Raw genomic sequence first — 18,631 nt, 5'->3', positions numbered from 1 at the left:
CCTTTATTTCCCCTTCATTCGCTTCTTTCCTTCTCGACACACTTCTAGCAATGGACACTCTTCACACTGTGGTCGCTGTGCTTTACAGTGATAACGTCCAAAGAAAATCAAACGGTGATGTGTAACGCCCCATTCATCCATCGGAATTTTCTTCATTAATGTTTTTTCGACTTCTAATACAGAGTCTTTCCATCTACAAATCGCTAATCGTTTGCTCACCCGCTCTACATGCGTATCGACAGCAATTGCCGGTATTCCAAAAGCTACCGATACTACAACATTCGCTGTCTTCCGTCCTACACCTGGTAACTTCGTAAGCTCATCTCGATCTTTCGGCACTTCCCCATTGTAATCATCTAATAACATCCGGCACAATTTTTGAATGTTTTTCGCTTTATTTCTATACAATCCAATAGAACGTATATCTTGTTGTAATTCTTCCAGAGAAACACTTAAATAATCTTCTGGTGTTTTATATTTTTGAAATAAATTTTTCGTCACTTTATTTACAAGTGCATCTGTACATTGTGCAGATAATGCTACCGCTATTACTAGTTCAAACGGATTATCATGAATTAATTCACAATGTGCTTCTGGGTACATATCCGCCATTGTGTCTAAACAATAGCGAATTTGCGTTTTATTTAACATATACTTCCTCCTACATTACTGCTCCAACCAATTATAAAAAGGCACTTTTCCAGTAAATTTCGTCTCTTGTTTTGTCGTTTGCTGCGTTCGTTGTTGATTTGCTCTAAATTTTCGCCCTTGATTTTGGGCTTGATCTACTGTTTTAATACCATTCTTTTTCCACTCAAATAAAATGCGATCAATATATCGGAAATTAAGCTTACCACTCATTACAGCTTCCCTGAGGGCCGCTTGAATTAAATTCGGATGATGTTGATCTTGATCTTCCCACATTCCCAACGTTTCACATTCAAATGGAGAAAGTGGTCTTCCAAATTCTTTTTCAAATACTGTATATAAATTTACTTGCAGTTGTTTTATTTCTTTTTGTTCTTCTTCTATTGATTCATTCATTAAGAAATGCAATATTTTTTCCCATAGTGGTTGTAAAGAATAACTTTCACACATCATCGCTTCTGATCTTTGTCCACCTTCTAGTGATAAAAAACCTTTTTGAATCAATGTCTGAATCACTTCCATACATTTCATTTCAGTAATCGTCATCCGTTCTGAAATCTCTGACGGAGTCGGAAACGAATTGCCTGATTCTAAAAATGTGTGTACATGAAGTACAACCATAAATTCCGTTTCATTTAACCCTAATTTTTTATAATGCATCATAAGTAATTTTGGAATTGCAATGCTTCCCTGTTCAAACCACTGTAACATCATTTTCTTTTTCATCACCAAACACCTCGCTCTCTAGTATAACACACCTTTCGCTATTTCTTTTTGCCACAATTCGTCAAAAAAACCTCCCTATTATGTAGGAAGGTTTTTTGTATTGCGTTAATAAAATATACAATTAAGCTTGCACTTTACTTTTCATAAACGTATGAATACGTTCTAATGCTTTTTCTACTTGTTCAAGAGATGTAGCATATGATAAACGAACGTTGTTTGGAGCACCAAATCCTGTACCTGGTACAAGAGCCACTTTTTCCTCTTCTAATAGAGCTTTTGCCCAATCATCAACAGTTTCGTATCCTGATAAAGCTACTGCTTCTTTTACATTAGGGAATAAGTAAAATGCGCCTTGTGGTTTAATGCAAGTAAAGCCAGGGATTTGAATTAATTTATCATAAATAATGTTTAATCTCTCTTCAAATGCTTGACGCATTGTTTCTACAGGTTCTTGTGAGCCTGCATATGCCGCGATTGCGCCGTATTGAGCGATTGAAGTAGGGTTTGACGTACTATGACTTGCTAAGTTCGTCATCGCTTTAATAAGCTGCTTATTTCCTGCTGCATATCCAATACGCCATCCCGTCATAGAATGAGATTTAGATACACCATTAATAATAAGTGTTTGTTCTTTTAATGCATTAGAAAGCTGGGCAACCGAAGTATATTCTGCTCCACCATAAATTAATTTTTCATAAATTTCATCTGAAACGATTAAAATATCATGTTCTAAACATACTTCTCCAAGCTGTTGTAATTCTTCTTTGCTGTAAATCATTCCTGTTGGATTACTCGGTGAATTAATAATAACTGCTTTCGTTTTCTCTGTAATTGCCTCACGCAGCTGCTTCGCTGTAATTTTGTATTCATTGTCTTCAAGGCCTTCTACATAAACTGGCTTACCACCAGCAAGCTTTACTTGTTCCGGATAACTTACCCAGTATGGCGTAGGGATGATAACTTCATCTCCTTCATCAAGTAACACTTGGAATAATGTATATAATGCATGCTTTGCACCGTTACATACAATAATTTCAGACGGATCATACGCAATTCCTTGATCGCGAGTAAACTTCTTCACAATTTCTTGTTTTAACGCTTGTAATCCACCTGTTGGTGTATACTTCGTATGTCCTTCTAACATCGCTTTATGTGCAGCATTCATAATATGTTCTGGCGTATTAAAGTCAGGTTCTCCTGCACCTAATCCAATTACATCATGACCTTCTGCTTTTAATGCTTGTGCCTTTGCTGTAATTTCTAAAGTTGCAGATGGTGTTAAAGCAGCTACTCGCTTTGCTAATTTCATTTGTAGTTCCCCCTACATCTATTTTTCAATGCTGTAGTGACCAGCATAAGCCCCATTTTGAAACTCTAAATAATAATACGTATAACGATCTTCCTGATCAATATATGTAATTTCCCACAACGGAATATCGTTTTGAGCACCTAATTTTACTTTTATAATTTCTTTTGGCTTTGGCTTCGGCTCATCGCCTTTTCCTGTAGCTTGTTCAGCCAACTTTTGCAAAGCTTCTTTTTCAGGAATACCTTCACTCTTTTTCTTCACAAGGACATCCCCTTTTTTAATAGGCACCCAAACAATAATTTGTTCTCCTTTTTCGTCTACACCTTGTACGACCGTATATGAAGAATTTCCGTTATAATAATCCACAGATTTTACTTTTGTAAGCTTTGCTTTTTCTTTTGCAATTTCTACAGATTTTGCCTCTTTAGGGATTTTCTTTTCCATTGCTTTATTATAAACATACGCCCCATATATTCCGCTAGCAACGATTACGATAATGATTGTAAAGATCCACTTTTTCATTTTATCACTACGTTCTGTAAATCGTAAATACAGCTGTTTCTTTATCTTTTTCGTCTAATGCTAATCCGAACATGAGGTCCTGCTCTTTTAACGTACGATTCAAACTATCAACGATTTTATACAAGTCAGACGAATATTTAATACGCGTCGTTGATAGGACTTCGATTTTCTTATCCATGAAAAAACTCCTCCGTTACACAAAAATTTCTAATTATAGAAGAACGCAATGCGGTTACAATAAGAGTACATTCTTTACAACCCCTGCTTCATCACCCATCTATTATAGCAGGACATGTACTGCAAAAAAAGGTTTCAAGTCGAAAACCAATACATTTTGTATACAAGAAGTAAGAAAAATAAAATTCCTCCTACCCACATTTTTTACGCCTGAAGTTTAAATGTACTTCAGGCGTATTTTTCTTCCAATTTTATTCAGTTGGCCGTTCTCTTAATTGTTCTAACAATTCCTCTAAAGGGCCTTCATAAAGCGGGACAGTTGGGATTGATTGTAAAAAACGTTTCCCATAAGAAGCACTTGTCAAACGACGATCTAATACAAATACTGTTCCGGTATCTGTACTTGTTCTAATGAGACGACCAAATCCTTGTTTGAAACGCAGTATTGCTTGCGGGAGTGCTAACTTAGCGAATACGTCTTCTCCTTGATTTTTTAACCACTCTCCTTTTGCTTCTATCATCGGTTGATGAGGAGGCGTAAAGGGAAGGCGGACAATAACAAGACAGCTAAGGGCATCTCCAGGTATATCGATCCCTTCCCAAAAACTGCTTGTTCCTAACAAAATCGATTTGTCGAACTCTTGAAACTTACGAATGAGACGACTTCGGCTCTTATTATTCACACTTTGCGTTAATAATAAATACCCTTCTAATTCCTCATCATTTTTCAAATTCGTATACGCTTCTTTCAACATTTCATACGAGGTGAATAAGACGAGCATTCTACCTTTTGTAGCTTTCGCTATTTTTGCAATATGTGCCGATACAGATTCAATATATTCTTCATTACTTGCTTTCTTAATAAAAGGCACATCCGTTGAAACCATTAACTTCATCTGTTCTTCAAAACGGAATGGTGACGGAACCTGTAATGTATTAGGAGCAAAATCATGTAAACCTAGCTCTTCTTTTATATAGTCAAATGAATCATTTACTGTTAACGTTGCTGATGTGAAAATAACACTCTTTTTCTGTGTTAAAAATTCATCAGCAAATCTTTCACCAATATGAACAGGTTGCCCATATAAAACAGTTGAATGAATTGTTCCCTTCGTTTCAGTTTCCATCCATGTCACATATGAATTTTTTTCTAAAATGAGTAATTGTAAAGATTGTGCCATCTTTCTCAACAACTCAATTAAATGTATAAATTCACCTGTAACAACATGCATCTCCCACTCTAATTTACTTTGCAATATTTCAACTTGCTTCTCAAGTGTAGTTAATAATTTTCTTACATCATATACAAAACGATTTGTTAACTCGGTAATGCTATCCCATAACTTACCTGTCTCTACTTCCGTGTTATATCGATAAATGAGTGGCATATTGCTTATCCCTTGTTCCTGCTTTGTTTGTTTAAAGATGAATACACGTAACATTTGGAATAGCTCATCCGCATCAAATTTCAATTCCTTCAAACTATGACTTACCATACGGAAAGTTGAACGGGAGGCTTGTTCTGTTTTTTTCATCATTTTATATACTTTAGAAAGTACATCATCTGTTTCTAGCGTACCAAGACGAGATAAAACTAGCTGGAAATACATACAGGAGAACTGTTCACCTAATGTTCTACTCGCCGCTTCTTCAATATGATGAGCCTCATCAAAAATAATATGTTCACACGAAGCAAACAATGGTTCTTCACTTGAAAAATCTTGAAATAATAAAGCATGATTTGTAATAACGATATCTGCAAATAATGCTTTATTCTTTGCTCGTTGATAAAAACAACGACTAAACCAGTTGCTTTGCATCCCGCCCGGACTATGTACATCACTACAAATACGGTTCCAAAGTAACTTTCCGCCCTCAGGAATATTTAATTCATCCCGATCGCCAGTTTCCGTTTGCAATAACCACACTAAAATTTTTGCCTTTGTGAGCGCCATATCATAATTTTTCTCTTCCTCTTGCAAAGCATATTCAAATTTATGTAGGCAAAGATAATGCTTTCTTCCCTTCAAAAGAGCTACTTCAAATGAAAATGGTATTATTTTCTGTAATAATGGAATTTCTTTTTCTAGTATTTGTTGTTGCAGTTGTACAGTTTGGGTACTTATTATGACAGGTTCTTCTTTTTTCTTTGCAAAATAAATACTTGGAAGTAAATATGCAAGAGTCTTCCCTGTTCCTGTTCCTGCTTCAATTAGGGAAAACCTAGAATCTCTTAGTGCTGTATATATTTCCTTCATCATAATTTGTTGGCTTTCTCTTTTTTCAAACTTTGGCATATTCAATGCAAGTTTATCGATTGTCTTATGCAAAAAAGCATCAAATTTAGATGAACATGTTTCACTGAGATTTAAAGAATAATTCCGTTTTCGAAGTGCAATATTTCGATACACTTCATATCCCTCTGCTTCTTTTTTACCATGCATCATTTTCTTTAAAATATTTTCAGAAAGTACATCCGCTATATCACTTTGAAAAACATCACTCAATTCATAAAGTGATTGCAAGGTGACAAGTGGTAACTTCTCAATTTCATTTAAAAATTGTAAAAACAATTCCGCTGTTGCAAGAGCATCACTATCCGCACGATGCGGTTGATCATGCTCTAGTTCGTGTTGTTTAGCTAAATCACGTAATTTATAACTATCAGCCGTTGGCAAAAGAATTTGCGCCAACTCAACTGTATCAACTTTTGGACAATGTATTTCTGTATATCCAGCCTGCCTTAATTCTTCCGTTAAAAAATTCCAATCAAAGTGAACGTTATGTGCAACGAAAGCTGCACCTTGTAATAGCTCAACAACCATCGGGGCTACATCTTGAAATAACGGGGCTTGCTTAACCATACCCTCATCAATCCCTGTTAGTTCTGTAATAAATGGTGGAATCTCTCTCTTCGGATTAATAAAAGATGAAAAAATCTCCAATATCTCTCCATCTTCCACTACAACAGCTGCAATTTGGGTAATTTTATCCTTCCCATCCTTCCAGGAGTTCCCTGTCGTCTCTAAATCCACAACGACATAACGCTTACTCATATATGTAACACCTCAATTTCTTACCTATCAAACACAAAATTATATAATGTTACTATACCACGTTTTATCTCATCTTAATGAAAAGATGCACAAAAAAGCTATCTCTGTAATAGAGATAGCCTTCCTACTTATAATATCGTACCCGCTTTTTCAGCACCTAACATTTCAATAATTTGATTATCATCGTCTAATACTGCAATTTTCGGCTCTTGTTTATGAATATTTTCTTCTGTCACTAAACCGTAGCAAATAATAATAACTTTATCCCCTGGCTGTACAAGCCTTGCAGCTGCACCATTTAAACAAACAACACCGCTACCGCGCTCTCCTTTAATAACATATGTCTCTAAGCGAGCACCATTATTGTTATTTACAATTTGTACTTTTTCATTTTCTATAATATTTACTGCATCCATTAAATCTTCATCAATTGTAATACTACCTACATAATTTAAATTTGCTTCTGTTACTGTTGCGCGATGTAACTTCGCTCTCATCATTGTGCGAAACATAGATGCTCCCCCTTAGTTCACCTTTAATGTTATATTGTCAATTAATCTTACATTATCAAATTTGACTGCAATTGCTAAAATAATTCGTCCTTCAATGTTATCCATTACTTCTAATGAAGGATAGGCATATAAATCAGCATAATCTACGGTGCCTTTCGTATACCTCTCAATATACTCTTTCACAAGATTTGTAATGATTTCTGAATTACGTTCGCCTGCCTCAATTCTTTCTTTCGCTATACATAGACTGCGATATAAATGAGGAGCCTCTTCACGCTCCTCTTGTGATAAATACACGTTACGAGAACTTTTCGCTAATCCATCTTCTTCCCTTACAATATCAACTGGTACGATGGTAACCGGAATATTAAAATCCGCGACAAATCCTTCAATGACAGCAACCTGCTGTGCATCTTTCATACCGAAATAAGCACGCGTTGGCAATGTAATATTAAATAGTTTCATTAATACAGTCGCAACACCAGCGAAATGACCAGGTCTTTGTTTACCGCATAATACATCGGTACGCTTCACAACTTCTACTGTTGTCGTTTGTTCTACTGGATACATTTCTCCTACGCTCGGATAGAATAAATAATCTACACCGTTTTCTTTTGCTACATTTTCATCTCTATCAATATCACGAGGGTATCGATCTAAATCTTCATTCGGCCCAAACTGTAGCGGGTTGACAAACACGCTTAAAACTACAGTTTCATTTTCTTCTCTTGCCTTACGTAATAAAGTCGCATGTCCTTCATGCAAATAGCCCATCGTCGGAACAAAACCAATACTTTTTCCACTTGTACGAAGTTTGTTTGTAATTTGCTGCATCTCTTGCACTGTAGTTACGATTTTCATTATTGTTTTCCTCCGTATAACGCTAAGCATTCTTCCTCTTTCATTGTGAATGAATGTTTTTCTTCTGGAAATTGCCCTGTCTTTACTTCAGCAACATATTGAGAAATCCCGCGTACAATCTCCTCTTGAACAGACGTATATTGCTTCACAAATTTTGGAACACGATTTACGCCGTATGAAATAAGATCATGATAAACAAGTACTTGCCCATCCACTTTTTGTCCTGCTCCAATTCCAATCGTTGGAATCGTTAGTTGCTTCGAAATTAATTCTGCTAGCTGCATTGGCACACATTCTAATACAAGTGCTATCGCACCAGCTTCCTCACATTTCTTCGCATCTTCTATTAATTTTTTTGCACTTTCAGCATCTTTTCCTTGTACTTTATACCCACCTAGTACTCCTACAGATTGAGGAGTTAAGCCTAAGTGTGCCACTACAGGAATTCCCGCACTCGTCAAGTAATGAATAGTTGATATCACTTCGCCTGCACCTTCTACCTTCAGTGCATGAGCACCACTCTCTTGAACAATGCGGCGTGCATTCACCATCGTATCTTGTAACGACACATGATACGACATAAATGGCATATCAGTTACAATAAACGTCTCTTTCGCTCCTCGGCGTACAGCTTTCGTATGATGAATCATATCCTCTACTGTTACGGGTACTGTCGAATCGTAGCCAAGTACAACCATCCCAAGAGAATCTCCAACTAAAATCATATCAACTTCAGCTTCTTCTGCTAATTTTGCAGATGGATAATCATACGCCGTTAGCATTGTAATCGGCTCACCTTGCTCTTTCATTTTCAAAAAATCTGTTTTCGTTTTCAAAAACTACTCCTCCTTTATACAGGAGAGAGGAGATGGCCGAAATCATATAAAAAACCCCTCTGGCCATAAAAGGGCAGAAGGGTTGTGTGTTAGTCGGCATTATTCATCCCTCTGTCCCAGTCCGTTATTGGATCAAGGCAGAATCCAAGTTATTATTTTTTATATTGCATCGAATCATGGTGCAGTTCGCTCTGATACTGCCCACATTCGAACTAATTATAGCAAACTCTGAAAAGAAATTACTACATTTTTTTGAAAAAATAATTTTTATCCTCATTACGGTATGTGAAATTTCATATATAACTCAAACATAGAAAGATAAACACCTTTTTAAATGCATAGTATAACTCTTAAAATAATGATGCAGGTTAATTGAGGACACATACTTACAAAAGGAGAATTGCGAATGTCTATAAACAAATGGTTCTTTCGATTCATCAGTTTGCTTGTGATGATTGTATGGATGATAACTTTTAGCTCCTTCCATGCATATGCCTCAGTTAACACCGTAACACAACCTATCGATTCAACGAAAGTAATTGAGGTCGAACTAAACGATGATTACTTTCGTCCAAACGTCATCACGATTCCAATTAAAGAATCAACAACATTGTTATTAAAAAACAAAAGTAAGAATGAACATACCTTTACAGTAAAAAAACTCGATATTGATGTCGTAGTCGAGTCGGGAAAAGAAAAAAGCATTACTGTAAACCCTAAAAGTACCGGTACATATGAATTAATATGTCGGTACCATCTCCTGAAAGGAATGGAAGGCAAAGTAATCGTCAAATAACAAATATAGGCAACCAAACGATATTCAAAAATGGATTACCGTATTGCAAACGCAGCTCAAAAATATTGTAATAAAAAAGAAGTTCCAAAGGAGGAACTTCTTTTACTTAATTTCGATATCCGCAGAATGAATGTGATGTATCTTTCCTTCATGGTCCTCTAGAAGCAATACACCCTCTTCTGTAATTCCTTTTGCTAGCCCTGTAAGCGACTGTCTCATCGTTCGAGCGGTAATTTCTTTCCCGATGCTCACAGCGTAACTTTCCCAAAGAATTTTAATAACAGAGAAACCATTTTGTAAATATTCTTCATATAATTTTTCTAGTTGTAAAAAGATTTGTTGCATAAGCTCTGCACGAACAATTGGCTTACCAGATTCAATTGCTAAAGAAGTAGCAATATGCTGAATTTCCTCATCAAAATGTTCTTCTTTTTGATTCGCATTAATACCAATGCCCATAATAACAGCATTGATTTTATCAGGATCAGCCTGCATTTCTGTTAATATACCTACAGCCTTTTTCCCTTGAATTAAAATATCATTCGGCCATTTTATTCCTACATTTACACCTGTGCACTTTTCAATTGCTTGCGCAACGCTAACAGCCGCTAACAAAGTAAGTTGTGGTGCATGATGAACCGGAATTGATGGACGTAAAATAATACTCATCCAAATTCCTGTCCCTTTTGGTGAATGCCATTTTCTGCTTAAACGACCTCTACCCGCTGTTTGTTCTTCTGCCACAACAATTGTTCCTTCTTCTGCACCTTCATAAGCAAATTTTGCTGCAATATGCTGCGTAGATTCAACAGACTCTTCAAAATACACTGTTCTACCAATGTGTTTCGTTTGTAATCCTAACTGAATTTCATTCGCAGTCACTTTGTCCGGCTTACTCGCAATTCGATAACCTAATCGACGTACAGCTTCAAGTTCGTAGCCCTCATTACGAAGGTCCTCCATATGTTTCCACACAGCGGTTCTCGAGCAACCAAGTTTATCACTAATCGTTTGGCCAGATACAAACTCGCCATCCGCTTCAGAAAAAACTTGCAATAACTGCTTTCTTATAGTAGATTGCATTCTTGCAGCCACTCCCTTATACACTCTTTCTCATTAACTACGTTTCCTTGTACGATTGCTTCTTCAATCTTTTGAATCATTTCAGCAACCCACGGACCAGGCTTTTTATTTGCCCAGTTTAACAAATCATTCCCAGTCACATTCATTTCTTGTCGACTCTTGATTGGCAATGCTTGAAACAACGTTTGTACCCGTTTAACAGATGTACTATCATAGCTTTCAATCATCGCTTCATATACTCTTTCTGCCATTTCAGCAATATGAACTCCCGTTTTATAAAGAAGAACTGTATCCCAATCCTTCTCCTTTCTTGTACGGATTGTTAATAAAACTGCGACGATATCTTTTATTTTTTTATTCGAAAACTTCCATTGACGTAAAAAGACAGATGGATGCTCTTCTCCGATACAATATAAGAAAAATGCCCATGCCTCAATATCTGTTTCAAAAGAATCCCAGTTATACTGCGTAGCTTTTAACAATCTCTCTTCTGACATTTGTAAATATGGTAGATGAGAAAATAGCTTCGTTTCTACTAATTCCTGTAAGCCCTTCACGCAATATGTACCAGTTAACAGTTTCTCAAACTCCACTGTAATTCGTTCAATCGCTATATGTTCTAGTAAATGTCCATATGTTTCAATTGCTTGCTTCGTTTTTGTTTCTAAAGAAAATCCTAACGTACTTACAAACCGAATACCACGCATCATTCGCAGGGCATCTTCTTGAAAGCGATCTGCAGCATTTCCAACTGTCACAATTTCTCTCTTTTGAATCGCTTCCTGTCCGGCAAATAAGTCCACCATTTCGCCTTCTTCTGTCATAGCAATTGCATTCATTGTAAAATCACGACGTTTTAAATCCTCTTCTAATGAACGAACAAATTGAACACTACTAGGTCTTCGAAAATCTTCATATTCGCTTTCTGTTCGAAAAGTGGTTACCTCATAAGGCTCACCATTTTCTACAACAATTACAGTTCCATGCTCAAGACCAACAGGCACATGTCTTGGAAATATAGCCATCACTTCCTCTGGTAAAGCAGATGTCGCAATATCAATATCTCCAATCGGCCTATCGATAATGAGATCTCTTACACTCCCACCAACAAAGTAAGCCTCATGTCCTTGTTGCTTTAATGTCTCAATAATAGAACTAGCTTTTTTAAATCTTTCCATTTTTGTCATCCCTTAGCACATCATAGTAAATCGTTTCATATTGTGAGACGATTTTTTCCGAGCGGAACTGCTCGTAAACACTTTCTCTTGCCCGCTCTCCCATATTACGGTGAAGTTCCTCATTTTTTAATAGCTGAATTGCTTGATTGGCCACTCCCGTTGCATCGCCAAATTCACATAAATACCCTGTTTCACCATGTTGAATGACTTCTGGAATACCTCCAACCCTTGTTCCAATACAAGGTACACCACACGCCATCGCTTCTAATAAAACAAGACCAAAACTTTCCTTCTCCGATAGAAGCAACATTAAATCACTCATCGCAAGTAGTTCTGCAACATTATCTTGCTTTCCTAGGAATAAGACGCGATCTTCAATATGTAAATTCTTCACTAACTGTAAAATCGTGCAAAACTCTGGTCCATCCCCAACAAGAAGCAACTTCGCATCTACTTCTGTAACAATTTTAGCAAATGCCTGAACAACATCCTGCACACGTTTCACTTTACGGAAATTTGAAATGTGAATTAGTATCTTTTCATTCTCACTTATACCGTATTCTTTCTTTAATTGAGACATATCACGCTTGAAATATACACGTTCGTCTATAAAGTTATATACTGTTTGAATTTCTTTATTTGGTTTAACAAGCTCATGCGTTTCGTTAATTAATGAATGCGAGACAGCAGTAACAACATCAGATTGCTCAATACCAAAACGAATTAAATTATTTAAAGACGGGTCGGAACCTAACACAGTAATATCTGTTCCATGCAAGGTTGTAACAATTTTAATACGCTCTCCAATCATTTGTTTTGCTAAATAAGCACAAATGGCATGTGGTATTGCGTAATGCACATGTAAAATGTCTAGGTTTTCTCTTTGTGCAACCTCTGCCATTTTACTCGCTAATGCTAAATCGTAAGGTGGATATTGAAATACAGAGTATTGATTTACCGTCACTTCATGAAAATAAATGTTTGGATACACTTTATTTAACCGGAATGGTAAACCCGATGTAATAAAATGAATTTCATGCCCGCGTTCCGCTAATTGCTTTCCTAATTCTGTTCCAACAACTCCAGAACCACCTACAGAAGGATAACATGTAATACCTATTTTTAATTTCATTTACATCCCCCTATTAAATCAGCATGTAATAAAACCGGCTTCTTACTCATAAACCCTTCGGCATATAAAACTCCAACTTCTTTTCCAAACATTTTCTCACGAGCGACCACAGTTTCAACGTAACCTTCTGTTAACGGCGTTTTCACACCATCACTCCCTGTTGAAAACTGACTTTCATACGCTTCTAATGCTTCCACTTTTTGCGATACGTATTCACTAATATCTATACAAAAATTCGGTTTATGAAAACCATTAATTATATAATGATAAAAAGAATCCACACGATGTGGTGGAAGCTCTGGCATATATTTACGGATTCCAGCTGAAAAAATAGCTTCTTCCACAAGCTTTGCACAATTTGCATGATCTGGATGACGATCTTCATAATACGGCGCAAAAACTAGTTTTGGTTTATATGTACGAATTACCTTTACAATTTCACGTATATACTCTTCTTTCATATACAAACCACGGTCTGGCATCGCTAAATTCAGTCTCGTTTTTACTCCCATTATACGAGCTGCGGCCTTTGCTTCTTCCTTTCTCAACTCTATCGTTCCATTAGAAGAAAGATCCGCTTCTGTTAAATCACAAATACCTACTTCATACCCTTGCTTCGTATATTTAGCAATGGTACCAGCCATGCCGATTTCAACATCATCGGCATGAGCACCAAACGCTAATATATGTAATCCACTCATAATTGTTCCCCTCATTTTCTTAACTTGCGGTAATCTAAATCTCCTCGCTCTAATGCGTGCATTAACATTTCAGCACTTGCCATATTCGTTGCAAGTGGAATTGCATATACATCACATAAACGAAGCAATGCATTCACATCCGGTTCATGCGGCTGTGCTGTTAATGGATCGCGGAAGAAAATTACCATGTCTAAATCATTTTTCGCAATCATTGCACCAATTTCTTGATCGCCGCCAAGAGGACCTGACTGATATCTAGTTACAACTAAACCAGTTGCCTCCATAATACGAAGTCCTGTCGTTCCTGTTGCAAATAATTCATGCCGTTCAAAAATTGGTTTATATGCATACGCAAACGAAACCATATCATTTTTCTTTTTGTCATGTGCGATTAAGGCAATTTTCATCCGTTGTCTCCCCTTTAGTCGATAATATTTTCTAAACCGTACACAAGATGATCTAGATTCATTACTGTATCAATTGATAGTTTTACACCCGACATAAATGATGCACGATTGAATGAATCATGACGAACCGTTAACATTTGTCCATCTCCACCAAACATTACTTCTTGATGCGCAATAAGTCCTGGTAAACGTACACTATGAATGTGAATGCCGTCTACATTTGCACCACGAGCACCTTCTAGTTGCTCTACTTCATTTGGATGACCTTGCTGCTTGGATTCACGATTTTGACGAATCAATTCCACTGTTTTTACAGCTGTACCAGATGGCGCATCTAATTTTTGGTCATGATGCAATTCAATTACTTCAACATCTTGGAAGTACTTCGCTGCCATTTGTGAGAATTTCATCATAAGAACTGCACCAATTGCAAAGTTTGGAGCGATAATTGTTCCTACTGCTTTTTCTTTCGCATTCTCTGTTAATTGCTTTAGTTCTTCTTCTGTAAATCCAGTTGTACCAATAACAGAACGAAGTCCACGCTCAACTGCTAGTGTAACGTGTTGTTTCCCAACTTCTGGCGTTGTTAAATCTAACAACACATCTGCTTCTATTTCCTCTAAACAAGTATGTAAATCCGCGTAAATAGGTGCATCTAACGCTGGCATTCCAGGTAAATCAGAGATTTTCTCTCCACCATGCTTATAATCCACTGCTGCTACTAAATTAAAATGTTCTGTTCTTTCCATAAGAAGAACTGCTTCATGTCCCATACGTCCTCTTGGTCCAGCGATAATTACTTTAATTTCTTTCATTATTCTTTCTCTCCCTCATCAATACGTGTCCAGCGATCTTTATCGCGAGTATTAAATTTATTCATTACAATGTTATGTGCTGTTTCTAGATCAATATTTAAACTATTTGCCATACAAATCATAACAAATAATACATCTCCAAGCTCTTCTTCAATACTACGTTCTTTTTCAGTTGTTTTCTTCGGTTTCTCACCATAATAATGATTCAGCTCTCTTGCAAGCTCACCCATTTCTTCCGTTAAACGAGCCATCATTGCAAGTGGACTGAAATAACCTTCTTTAAACTGACCAATATATGCATCTACTTCTTTCTGCATATCCTTCATCGTTTTCGCTTCCATACAACTCACCTCTAATCCTTCCTCTTTCATGTTAGCCAATTCATCGCGATTTGACAAATATTATTCCCCGCCAAACACCTATTTGCGACCCTTTTTTGGATAGACTATAATGAAGTGAAACTTTCTTTTGCGGTTTTGGCAAAAGATCAGCCAAAATCAATTGTTTTTTTATAGCCTTCACTATTTTTATTAACAACTAGAAATTACTTATCATTATGTTTTACCGTTTCAGCGGAGCAATGCCATTTACATAATTAGGGGGATTTCTATATGACATCAAATTTGAAGATTCGAAATATCATTTTTATTTTAATCGGTTCCGCTATTTTTTCTTTCGGTATTGTGAATATCAATATTGAAAATCACCTTGCAGAAGGTGGATTTACCGGTATTACACTATTATTGTATTTTCTATTTAAGTTTGATCCTTCTTATTCAAACTTAATTTTAAATATCCCTATATTTTTCATTGGTTGGAAATTACTTGGAAGAACAACATTTATCTATACACTAATCGGTACCTTTAGCGTATCTTTATTTCTATGGATTTTTCAGCGTTACGAAGTTCTCAACTTACATGTAAACTTACAAAACGATATGACACTCGCGGCTTTATTTGCTGGGGCATTTATTGGTATCGGTCTTGGGATCATATTTAAATACGGCGGAACTACTGGCGGTGTAGATATTATTGCGAGACTCGCTCATAAATATGTTGGCTGGAGTATGGGGAAAACGATGTTTATGTTTGATGCTATCGTTATTATCGTCTCTATCCTTACATATTTATCATATCGCGAGGGTATGTATACGTTAGTTGCTGTTTTTATTGGGGCGAAAGTCATTGATTTTATGCAAGAAGGAGCCTATGCAGCAAAAGGAGCAACTATTATCTCAGATAAAAACGATGAAATTGCTGCCAAAATTTTGTCTGAGATGGAGCGCGGAGCAACCTTTTTAAAAGCTGTTGGATCGTATACAAAAGTGGAACGGAACGTATTATATTGCGTTGTTGCCAAAAATGAAATTGTGAAATTAAAAAACATTATTACTTCTGTAGATCCTCATGCCTTTGTTGCTGTAAGTGATGTACATGATGTAGTTGGTGAAGGTTTTACATTGGATGAAAATAAAAATCCATTACATACATAAACACAACTAGAAAAGCTCTCTAGCTTTTCTAGTTTTTTATTACATATTTTTTAAGTTTCTCTAAATCCTCATAAATAAGCTCCAATAAGCTCCGATTATAAAAAATGGAGGCTGGATGAAAGGTCGGAAAAATATGATATTCTTTCTCTGACCATGTAAACTCTGCACTTTGCATATCCTTTAATTTTTGAATGGGCTGTTTTAATAATTGCCCGTGTACATCTGTGATTTTTTTATCTTTTCCTGTTAAACGTTGAAGACCGATATTGCCAAGCGTTACGATAAGCTTCGGATTTATTTTCTCTAATTCATAATCTAACAAAGACGCATGGGCAACTACTTCTCCTTGATTTGGCGTTCTATTATACTTTTTTTGTATGATTTCACCATTTCGTTCTTTTTTCTCTCGCCATTTATAAGGTCTACTTCGAACAGCGCTCGTAATATATACTTCTTCCCTTGTAACGTGAATACGTTCTAAAAAACCCATTAATTGTTTTCCCGCCCTCCCGCTAAACGGAATCCCATTATGAATTTCTGTTTCACCAGGCGCTTCTCCTAACAACATAAATTTGGGATTTTCAGGACCTTGTCCACTTAAAAAACCTTCTAATTGATAAGGAGCACTACGCTCTTTCACTTGTTTTACTAAATGGTCTGGATATTTCATTCCCCCACCCCCTTTCCACATTACTTCTATTATTTCTATTTGCAATACATTATATAATTCAATCTACACAACAAAAAAAGACTATCAAAATTGATAGTCTTTAGTCGTCGCTACGCTGCATACCAGTATACATTAATACGAGACGTAATAATTCAAATACCGCTACAGCTGCAGCCGCTACATATGTTAATGCTGCCGCATTTAATACTTTACGAGCTTGCCCATATTCATCTGTTGATACGATACCTAATGCTTCAATTTGTTGCATTGCACGCTTTGATGCATCAAACTCAACTGGTAATGTAACAAGTTGGAACACAACACCTGCTGCCATTAAGATGATACCTAATAACAATAAGTTAGACATAGATGCAAAGGCACCAATCATAATAAATACCCAAGAAATATTCGATCCAAAGTTTGCAACTGGCACTAACGAATGACGAATACGCATAAAGTTATAATCTTTTGCATCTTGAATTGCGTGTCCTACTTCATGCGCTGCTACTGCAGTTCCAGCAACTGAATGACCGTAATAGTTATCTGTTGATAAGCGAACTGTTTTGGCAGTTGGATCATAATGGTCTGATAAATGACCTGGTGTTTCTTCAACAGCTACGTTGTACAATCCATTTTCATCCAAAATTTTCCGAGCCACTTCTGCTCCTGTCATACCTGATGTTGAATAAACTTGTGAATACTTGCTATAGGCACTACGTACTTTTGACTGTGCATACAACGGTATGATCAAAATGATCGCGAAGTAAATTAAATAAAACATCATGAATCTCTGAACCTCCATTGAAGTTTTAATTATAGTACTTCTCATTCTATTTTCTTCTGCCATCATTGTCAATGAATAAACCTTACAATCCGTATCTTTATTTATTACATTATCTATTCTTAGAGTGTGCATTACTTTTTCTTTTTTCTCTCTCCCCTTTATACTTTCTCCACCCAACGTAAGTCAATGTGAATAAAATAAGGCCTCCAGTAATTGTCATAAACCAAATGAGAGAGGGTGCAATTTCATCTTTTTTTACTGTGTGAAATATTTTTTGCAAATCCCCTTTAATGATTCCTAATTGCATTTGCCCACCTTTCGTTTTTAGCATAACGTTACGAAATTCATCCAAATAAGATAAATGGGCATTTACACGCTGCACTTCGTTTTCTGGCAAGGCAATCATTAAACTTGGATAAATAATATTAAATTCATGTAAAAATGTGTTTAACGTTTGTTGAAACTGTCCCGTATCTTCTTTTTTCATCGCTTTTTCCATTTTAGAAAAGGCATCCATTACTTTTCTTTCTCTTTCCATCCAAAGTGGTTGATACTTTGATACTTGCGCATCAACTGCGAACTGCAGGGCTAACACATTATCAATTTTAACTTGTTTACTGAAATCTTCTTCCACAAGTGATTGTTTCGCCTTGTCATAAGCTAAAGAAATAACTCTAACTTGATCTGGTGTTACTTCTTGCTTCTTTTCATTCCCCTTTATGACAAACTGTTCTGAGAAATGTTGTAATACTTGTACTGCTTTTTCATCTTCATTACGCTTCACTAATTGTAATGAGTCGTCTAACAAACCTGTTAGTTCACTCCACTCTTCAGCATATATACGTAACGGAAACATTATAATTAGAAATGCTATCAATCCAATTAATGTTCTCTTCATCACGGTCCCCCCTATAACTACTAGTAC

General features: G+C 36.3%; 21 protein-coding genes. 2 read left to right on the top strand and 19 right to left on the bottom strand.

Going from position 1 to position 18,631, the window contains the following annotated elements; genetic code table 11:
- Positions 1-3: 3 nt before the first annotated feature.
- The 9 genes from nth to panB form a co-directional block, all read right to left on the bottom strand.
- Entirely contained in the window at positions 4-651 is a 648-nt protein-coding gene (gene nth, locus ATN06_RS08050) for an endonuclease III (RefSeq protein ID WP_060630207.1), read from the bottom strand.
- A gap of 15 nt (positions 652-666) precedes the next feature.
- Positions 667-1,374, bottom strand: a complete 708-nt coding sequence (dnaD, locus tag ATN06_RS08045) for a DNA replication protein DnaD (protein ID WP_060630206.1) — start codon at positions 1,372-1,374, stop codon at positions 667-669.
- A gap of 121 nt (positions 1,375-1,495) precedes the next feature.
- Positions 1,496-2,683 carry an aspartate transaminase AspB gene (gene aspB, locus ATN06_RS08040; RefSeq protein ID WP_060630205.1) on the bottom strand — a complete coding sequence of 396 codons (1,188 nt, stop codon included), beginning with the start codon at positions 2,681-2,683 and terminating at the stop codon, positions 1,496-1,498.
- A gap of 18 nt (positions 2,684-2,701) precedes the next feature.
- Positions 2,702-3,205, bottom strand: coding sequence for a cell wall elongation regulator TseB-like domain-containing protein (locus tag ATN06_RS08035; RefSeq protein WP_060630204.1), 504 nt, complete (start codon positions 3,203-3,205; stop codon positions 2,702-2,704).
- A 7-nt stretch (positions 3,206-3,212) separates the two neighbouring features.
- Positions 3,213-3,383, bottom strand: coding sequence for a YpmA family protein (locus ATN06_RS08030; protein WP_000358352.1), 171 nt, complete (start codon positions 3,381-3,383; stop codon positions 3,213-3,215).
- Positions 3,384-3,633: 250 nt separating this feature from the next.
- Entirely contained in the window at positions 3,634-6,438 is a 2,805-nt protein-coding gene (gene dinG, locus ATN06_RS08025) for an ATP-dependent DNA helicase DinG (protein WP_060630203.1), read from the bottom strand.
- Between the two features lie 128 nt (positions 6,439-6,566).
- A complete protein-coding gene (panD, locus tag ATN06_RS08020; RefSeq protein WP_060630202.1) occupies positions 6,567-6,950 on the bottom strand; it encodes an aspartate 1-decarboxylase in 384 nt (127 codons plus the stop codon).
- A gap of 12 nt (positions 6,951-6,962) precedes the next feature.
- Entirely contained in the window at positions 6,963-7,811 is an 849-nt protein-coding gene (panC, locus tag ATN06_RS08015; RefSeq protein WP_060630201.1) for a pantoate--beta-alanine ligase, read from the bottom strand.
- On the bottom strand, positions 7,811-8,647 hold the full coding sequence (gene panB, locus ATN06_RS08010; protein WP_060630200.1) for a 3-methyl-2-oxobutanoate hydroxymethyltransferase: 837 nt from the start codon (positions 8,645-8,647) through the stop codon (positions 7,811-7,813). Before panB ends, panC begins: the two co-directional genes overlap by 1 nt.
- Positions 8,648-9,053: 406 nt before the next feature.
- On the opposite strand from panB, the gene ATN06_RS08000 reads away from it, so the two are divergent.
- The gene (locus ATN06_RS08000) at positions 9,054-9,443 is read left to right on the top strand and encodes a cupredoxin domain-containing protein (RefSeq protein ID WP_060630198.1); all 390 of its coding nucleotides are present in this window, start codon (positions 9,054-9,056) and stop codon (positions 9,441-9,443) included.
- A 102-nt stretch (positions 9,444-9,545) separates the two neighbouring features.
- On the opposite strand, the gene ATN06_RS07995 is transcribed toward ATN06_RS08000, so the two are convergent.
- The 7 genes from ATN06_RS07995 to ATN06_RS07965 are packed head-to-tail and all read right to left on the bottom strand — an operon-like array spanning position 9,546 to position 15,100.
- Positions 9,546-10,526, bottom strand: coding sequence for a biotin--[acetyl-CoA-carboxylase] ligase (locus tag ATN06_RS07995; protein ID WP_060630197.1), 981 nt, complete (start codon positions 10,524-10,526; stop codon positions 9,546-9,548).
- A complete protein-coding gene (locus tag ATN06_RS07990) occupies positions 10,511-11,704 on the bottom strand; it encodes a CCA tRNA nucleotidyltransferase (RefSeq protein WP_060630196.1) in 1,194 nt (397 codons plus the stop codon). Before ATN06_RS07990 ends, ATN06_RS07995 begins: the two co-directional genes overlap by 16 nt.
- Positions 11,691-12,836 (bottom strand): N-acetyl-alpha-D-glucosaminyl L-malate synthase BshA, encoded by a 1,146-nt coding sequence (gene bshA, locus ATN06_RS07985; RefSeq protein ID WP_060630195.1) that lies wholly within the window; start codon positions 12,834-12,836, stop codon positions 11,691-11,693. Before bshA ends, ATN06_RS07990 begins: the two co-directional genes overlap by 14 nt.
- Positions 12,833-13,537, bottom strand: a complete 705-nt coding sequence (bshB1, locus tag ATN06_RS07980; RefSeq protein WP_060630194.1) for a bacillithiol biosynthesis deacetylase BshB1 — start codon at positions 13,535-13,537, stop codon at positions 12,833-12,835. The genes bshA and bshB1 overlap by 4 nt, the downstream gene beginning before the upstream one ends.
- Positions 13,538-13,548: 11 nt before the next feature.
- On the bottom strand, positions 13,549-13,944 hold the full coding sequence (gene mgsA / locus ATN06_RS07975) for a methylglyoxal synthase (protein WP_060630193.1): 396 nt from the start codon (positions 13,942-13,944) through the stop codon (positions 13,549-13,551).
- A 14-nt stretch (positions 13,945-13,958) separates the two neighbouring features.
- Entirely contained in the window at positions 13,959-14,759 is an 801-nt protein-coding gene (gene dapB / locus ATN06_RS07970; RefSeq protein WP_060630192.1) for a dihydrodipicolinate reductase, read from the bottom strand.
- Positions 14,759-15,100 carry a nucleotide pyrophosphohydrolase gene (locus ATN06_RS07965; RefSeq protein ID WP_060633106.1) on the bottom strand — a complete coding sequence of 114 codons (342 nt, stop codon included), beginning with the start codon at positions 15,098-15,100 and terminating at the stop codon, positions 14,759-14,761. The genes dapB and ATN06_RS07965 overlap by 1 nt, the downstream gene beginning before the upstream one ends.
- Before the next feature lie 270 nt (positions 15,101-15,370).
- Between ATN06_RS07965 and ATN06_RS07960 the strand changes: the two genes are divergently transcribed.
- Positions 15,371-16,252 carry a YitT family protein gene (locus ATN06_RS07960; protein ID WP_000203308.1) on the top strand — a complete coding sequence of 294 codons (882 nt, stop codon included), beginning with the start codon at positions 15,371-15,373 and terminating at the stop codon, positions 16,250-16,252.
- 28 nt (positions 16,253-16,280) lie between these two features.
- On the opposite strand, the gene ATN06_RS07955 is transcribed toward ATN06_RS07960, so the two are convergent.
- From ATN06_RS07955 to ypjB, 3 genes are all read right to left on the bottom strand, one after another.
- Entirely contained in the window at positions 16,281-16,922 is a 642-nt protein-coding gene (locus ATN06_RS07955) for a uracil-DNA glycosylase (protein WP_060630191.1), read from the bottom strand.
- Between the two features lie 100 nt (positions 16,923-17,022).
- Positions 17,023-17,703 (bottom strand): zinc metallopeptidase, encoded by a 681-nt coding sequence (locus ATN06_RS07950; protein ID WP_060633105.1) that lies wholly within the window; start codon positions 17,701-17,703, stop codon positions 17,023-17,025.
- 112 nt (positions 17,704-17,815) lie between these two features.
- On the bottom strand, positions 17,816-18,604 hold the full coding sequence (gene ypjB / locus ATN06_RS07945; RefSeq protein ID WP_060630190.1) for a sporulation protein YpjB: 789 nt from the start codon (positions 18,602-18,604) through the stop codon (positions 17,816-17,818).
- Positions 18,605-18,631 lie beyond the last annotated feature (27 nt).

The sequence above is a fragment of the Bacillus thuringiensis genome (assembly GCF_001455345.1).
Taxonomy (GTDB): Bacteria; Bacillota; Bacilli; order Bacillales; family Bacillaceae_G; genus Bacillus_A; species Bacillus_A thuringiensis_N.
This window is presented reverse-complemented; position numbering and strand designations above follow the sequence as displayed.

Excerpts from the sequence above, each read along its gene's own strand:
- nth (WP_060630207.1), bottom strand. The coding sequence starts at position 651 with ATGTTAAATAAAACGCAAATTCGCTATTGTTTAGACACAATGGCGGAT.
- ATN06_RS07955 (WP_060630191.1), bottom strand. The coding sequence starts at position 16,922 with ATGAAATATCCAGACCATTTAGTAAAACAAGTGAAAGAGCGTAGTGCT.
- bshA (WP_060630195.1), bottom strand. The coding sequence starts at position 12,836 with ATGAAATTAAAAATAGGTATTACATGTTATCCTTCTGTAGGTGGTTCT.
- ATN06_RS07995 (WP_060630197.1), bottom strand. The coding sequence starts at position 10,526 with ATGCAATCTACTATAAGAAAGCAGTTATTGCAAGTTTTTTCTGAAGCG.
- dinG (WP_060630203.1), bottom strand. The coding sequence starts at position 6,438 with ATGAGTAAGCGTTATGTCGTTGTGGATTTAGAGACGACAGGGAACTCC.
- panD (WP_060630202.1), bottom strand. The coding sequence starts at position 6,950 with ATGTTTCGCACAATGATGAGAGCGAAGTTACATCGCGCAACAGTAACA.
- ATN06_RS08000 (WP_060630198.1), top strand. The coding sequence starts at position 9,054 with ATGTCTATAAACAAATGGTTCTTTCGATTCATCAGTTTGCTTGTGATG.
- dapB (WP_060630192.1), bottom strand. The coding sequence starts at position 14,759 with ATGAAAGAAATTAAAGTAATTATCGCTGGACCAAGAGGACGTATGGGA.
- ATN06_RS08035 (WP_060630204.1), bottom strand. The coding sequence starts at position 3,205 with ATGAAAAAGTGGATCTTTACAATCATTATCGTAATCGTTGCTAGCGGA.
- ATN06_RS07960 (WP_000203308.1), top strand. The coding sequence starts at position 15,371 with ATGACATCAAATTTGAAGATTCGAAATATCATTTTTATTTTAATCGGT.
- ATN06_RS07950 (WP_060633105.1), bottom strand. The coding sequence starts at position 17,703 with ATGTTTTATTTAATTTACTTCGCGATCATTTTGATCATACCGTTGTAT.
- aspB (WP_060630205.1), bottom strand. The coding sequence starts at position 2,683 with ATGAAATTAGCAAAGCGAGTAGCTGCTTTAACACCATCTGCAACTTTA.
- bshB1 (WP_060630194.1), bottom strand. The coding sequence starts at position 13,537 with ATGAGTGGATTACATATATTAGCGTTTGGTGCTCATGCCGATGATGTT.
- ATN06_RS07965 (WP_060633106.1), bottom strand. The coding sequence starts at position 15,100 with ATGGAAGCGAAAACGATGAAGGATATGCAGAAAGAAGTAGATGCATAT.
- mgsA (WP_060630193.1), bottom strand. The coding sequence starts at position 13,944 with ATGAAAATTGCCTTAATCGCACATGACAAAAAGAAAAATGATATGGTT.
- dnaD (WP_060630206.1), bottom strand. The coding sequence starts at position 1,374 with ATGAAAAAGAAAATGATGTTACAGTGGTTTGAACAGGGAAGCATTGCA.
- panC (WP_060630201.1), bottom strand. The coding sequence starts at position 7,811 with ATGAAAATCGTAACTACAGTGCAAGAGATGCAGCAAATTACAAACAAA.
- ATN06_RS07990 (WP_060630196.1), bottom strand. The coding sequence starts at position 11,704 with ATGGAAAGATTTAAAAAAGCTAGTTCTATTATTGAGACATTAAAGCAA.
- ATN06_RS08030 (WP_000358352.1), bottom strand. The coding sequence starts at position 3,383 with ATGGATAAGAAAATCGAAGTCCTATCAACGACGCGTATTAAATATTCG.
- ypjB (WP_060630190.1), bottom strand. The coding sequence starts at position 18,604 with ATGAAGAGAACATTAATTGGATTGATAGCATTTCTAATTATAATGTTT.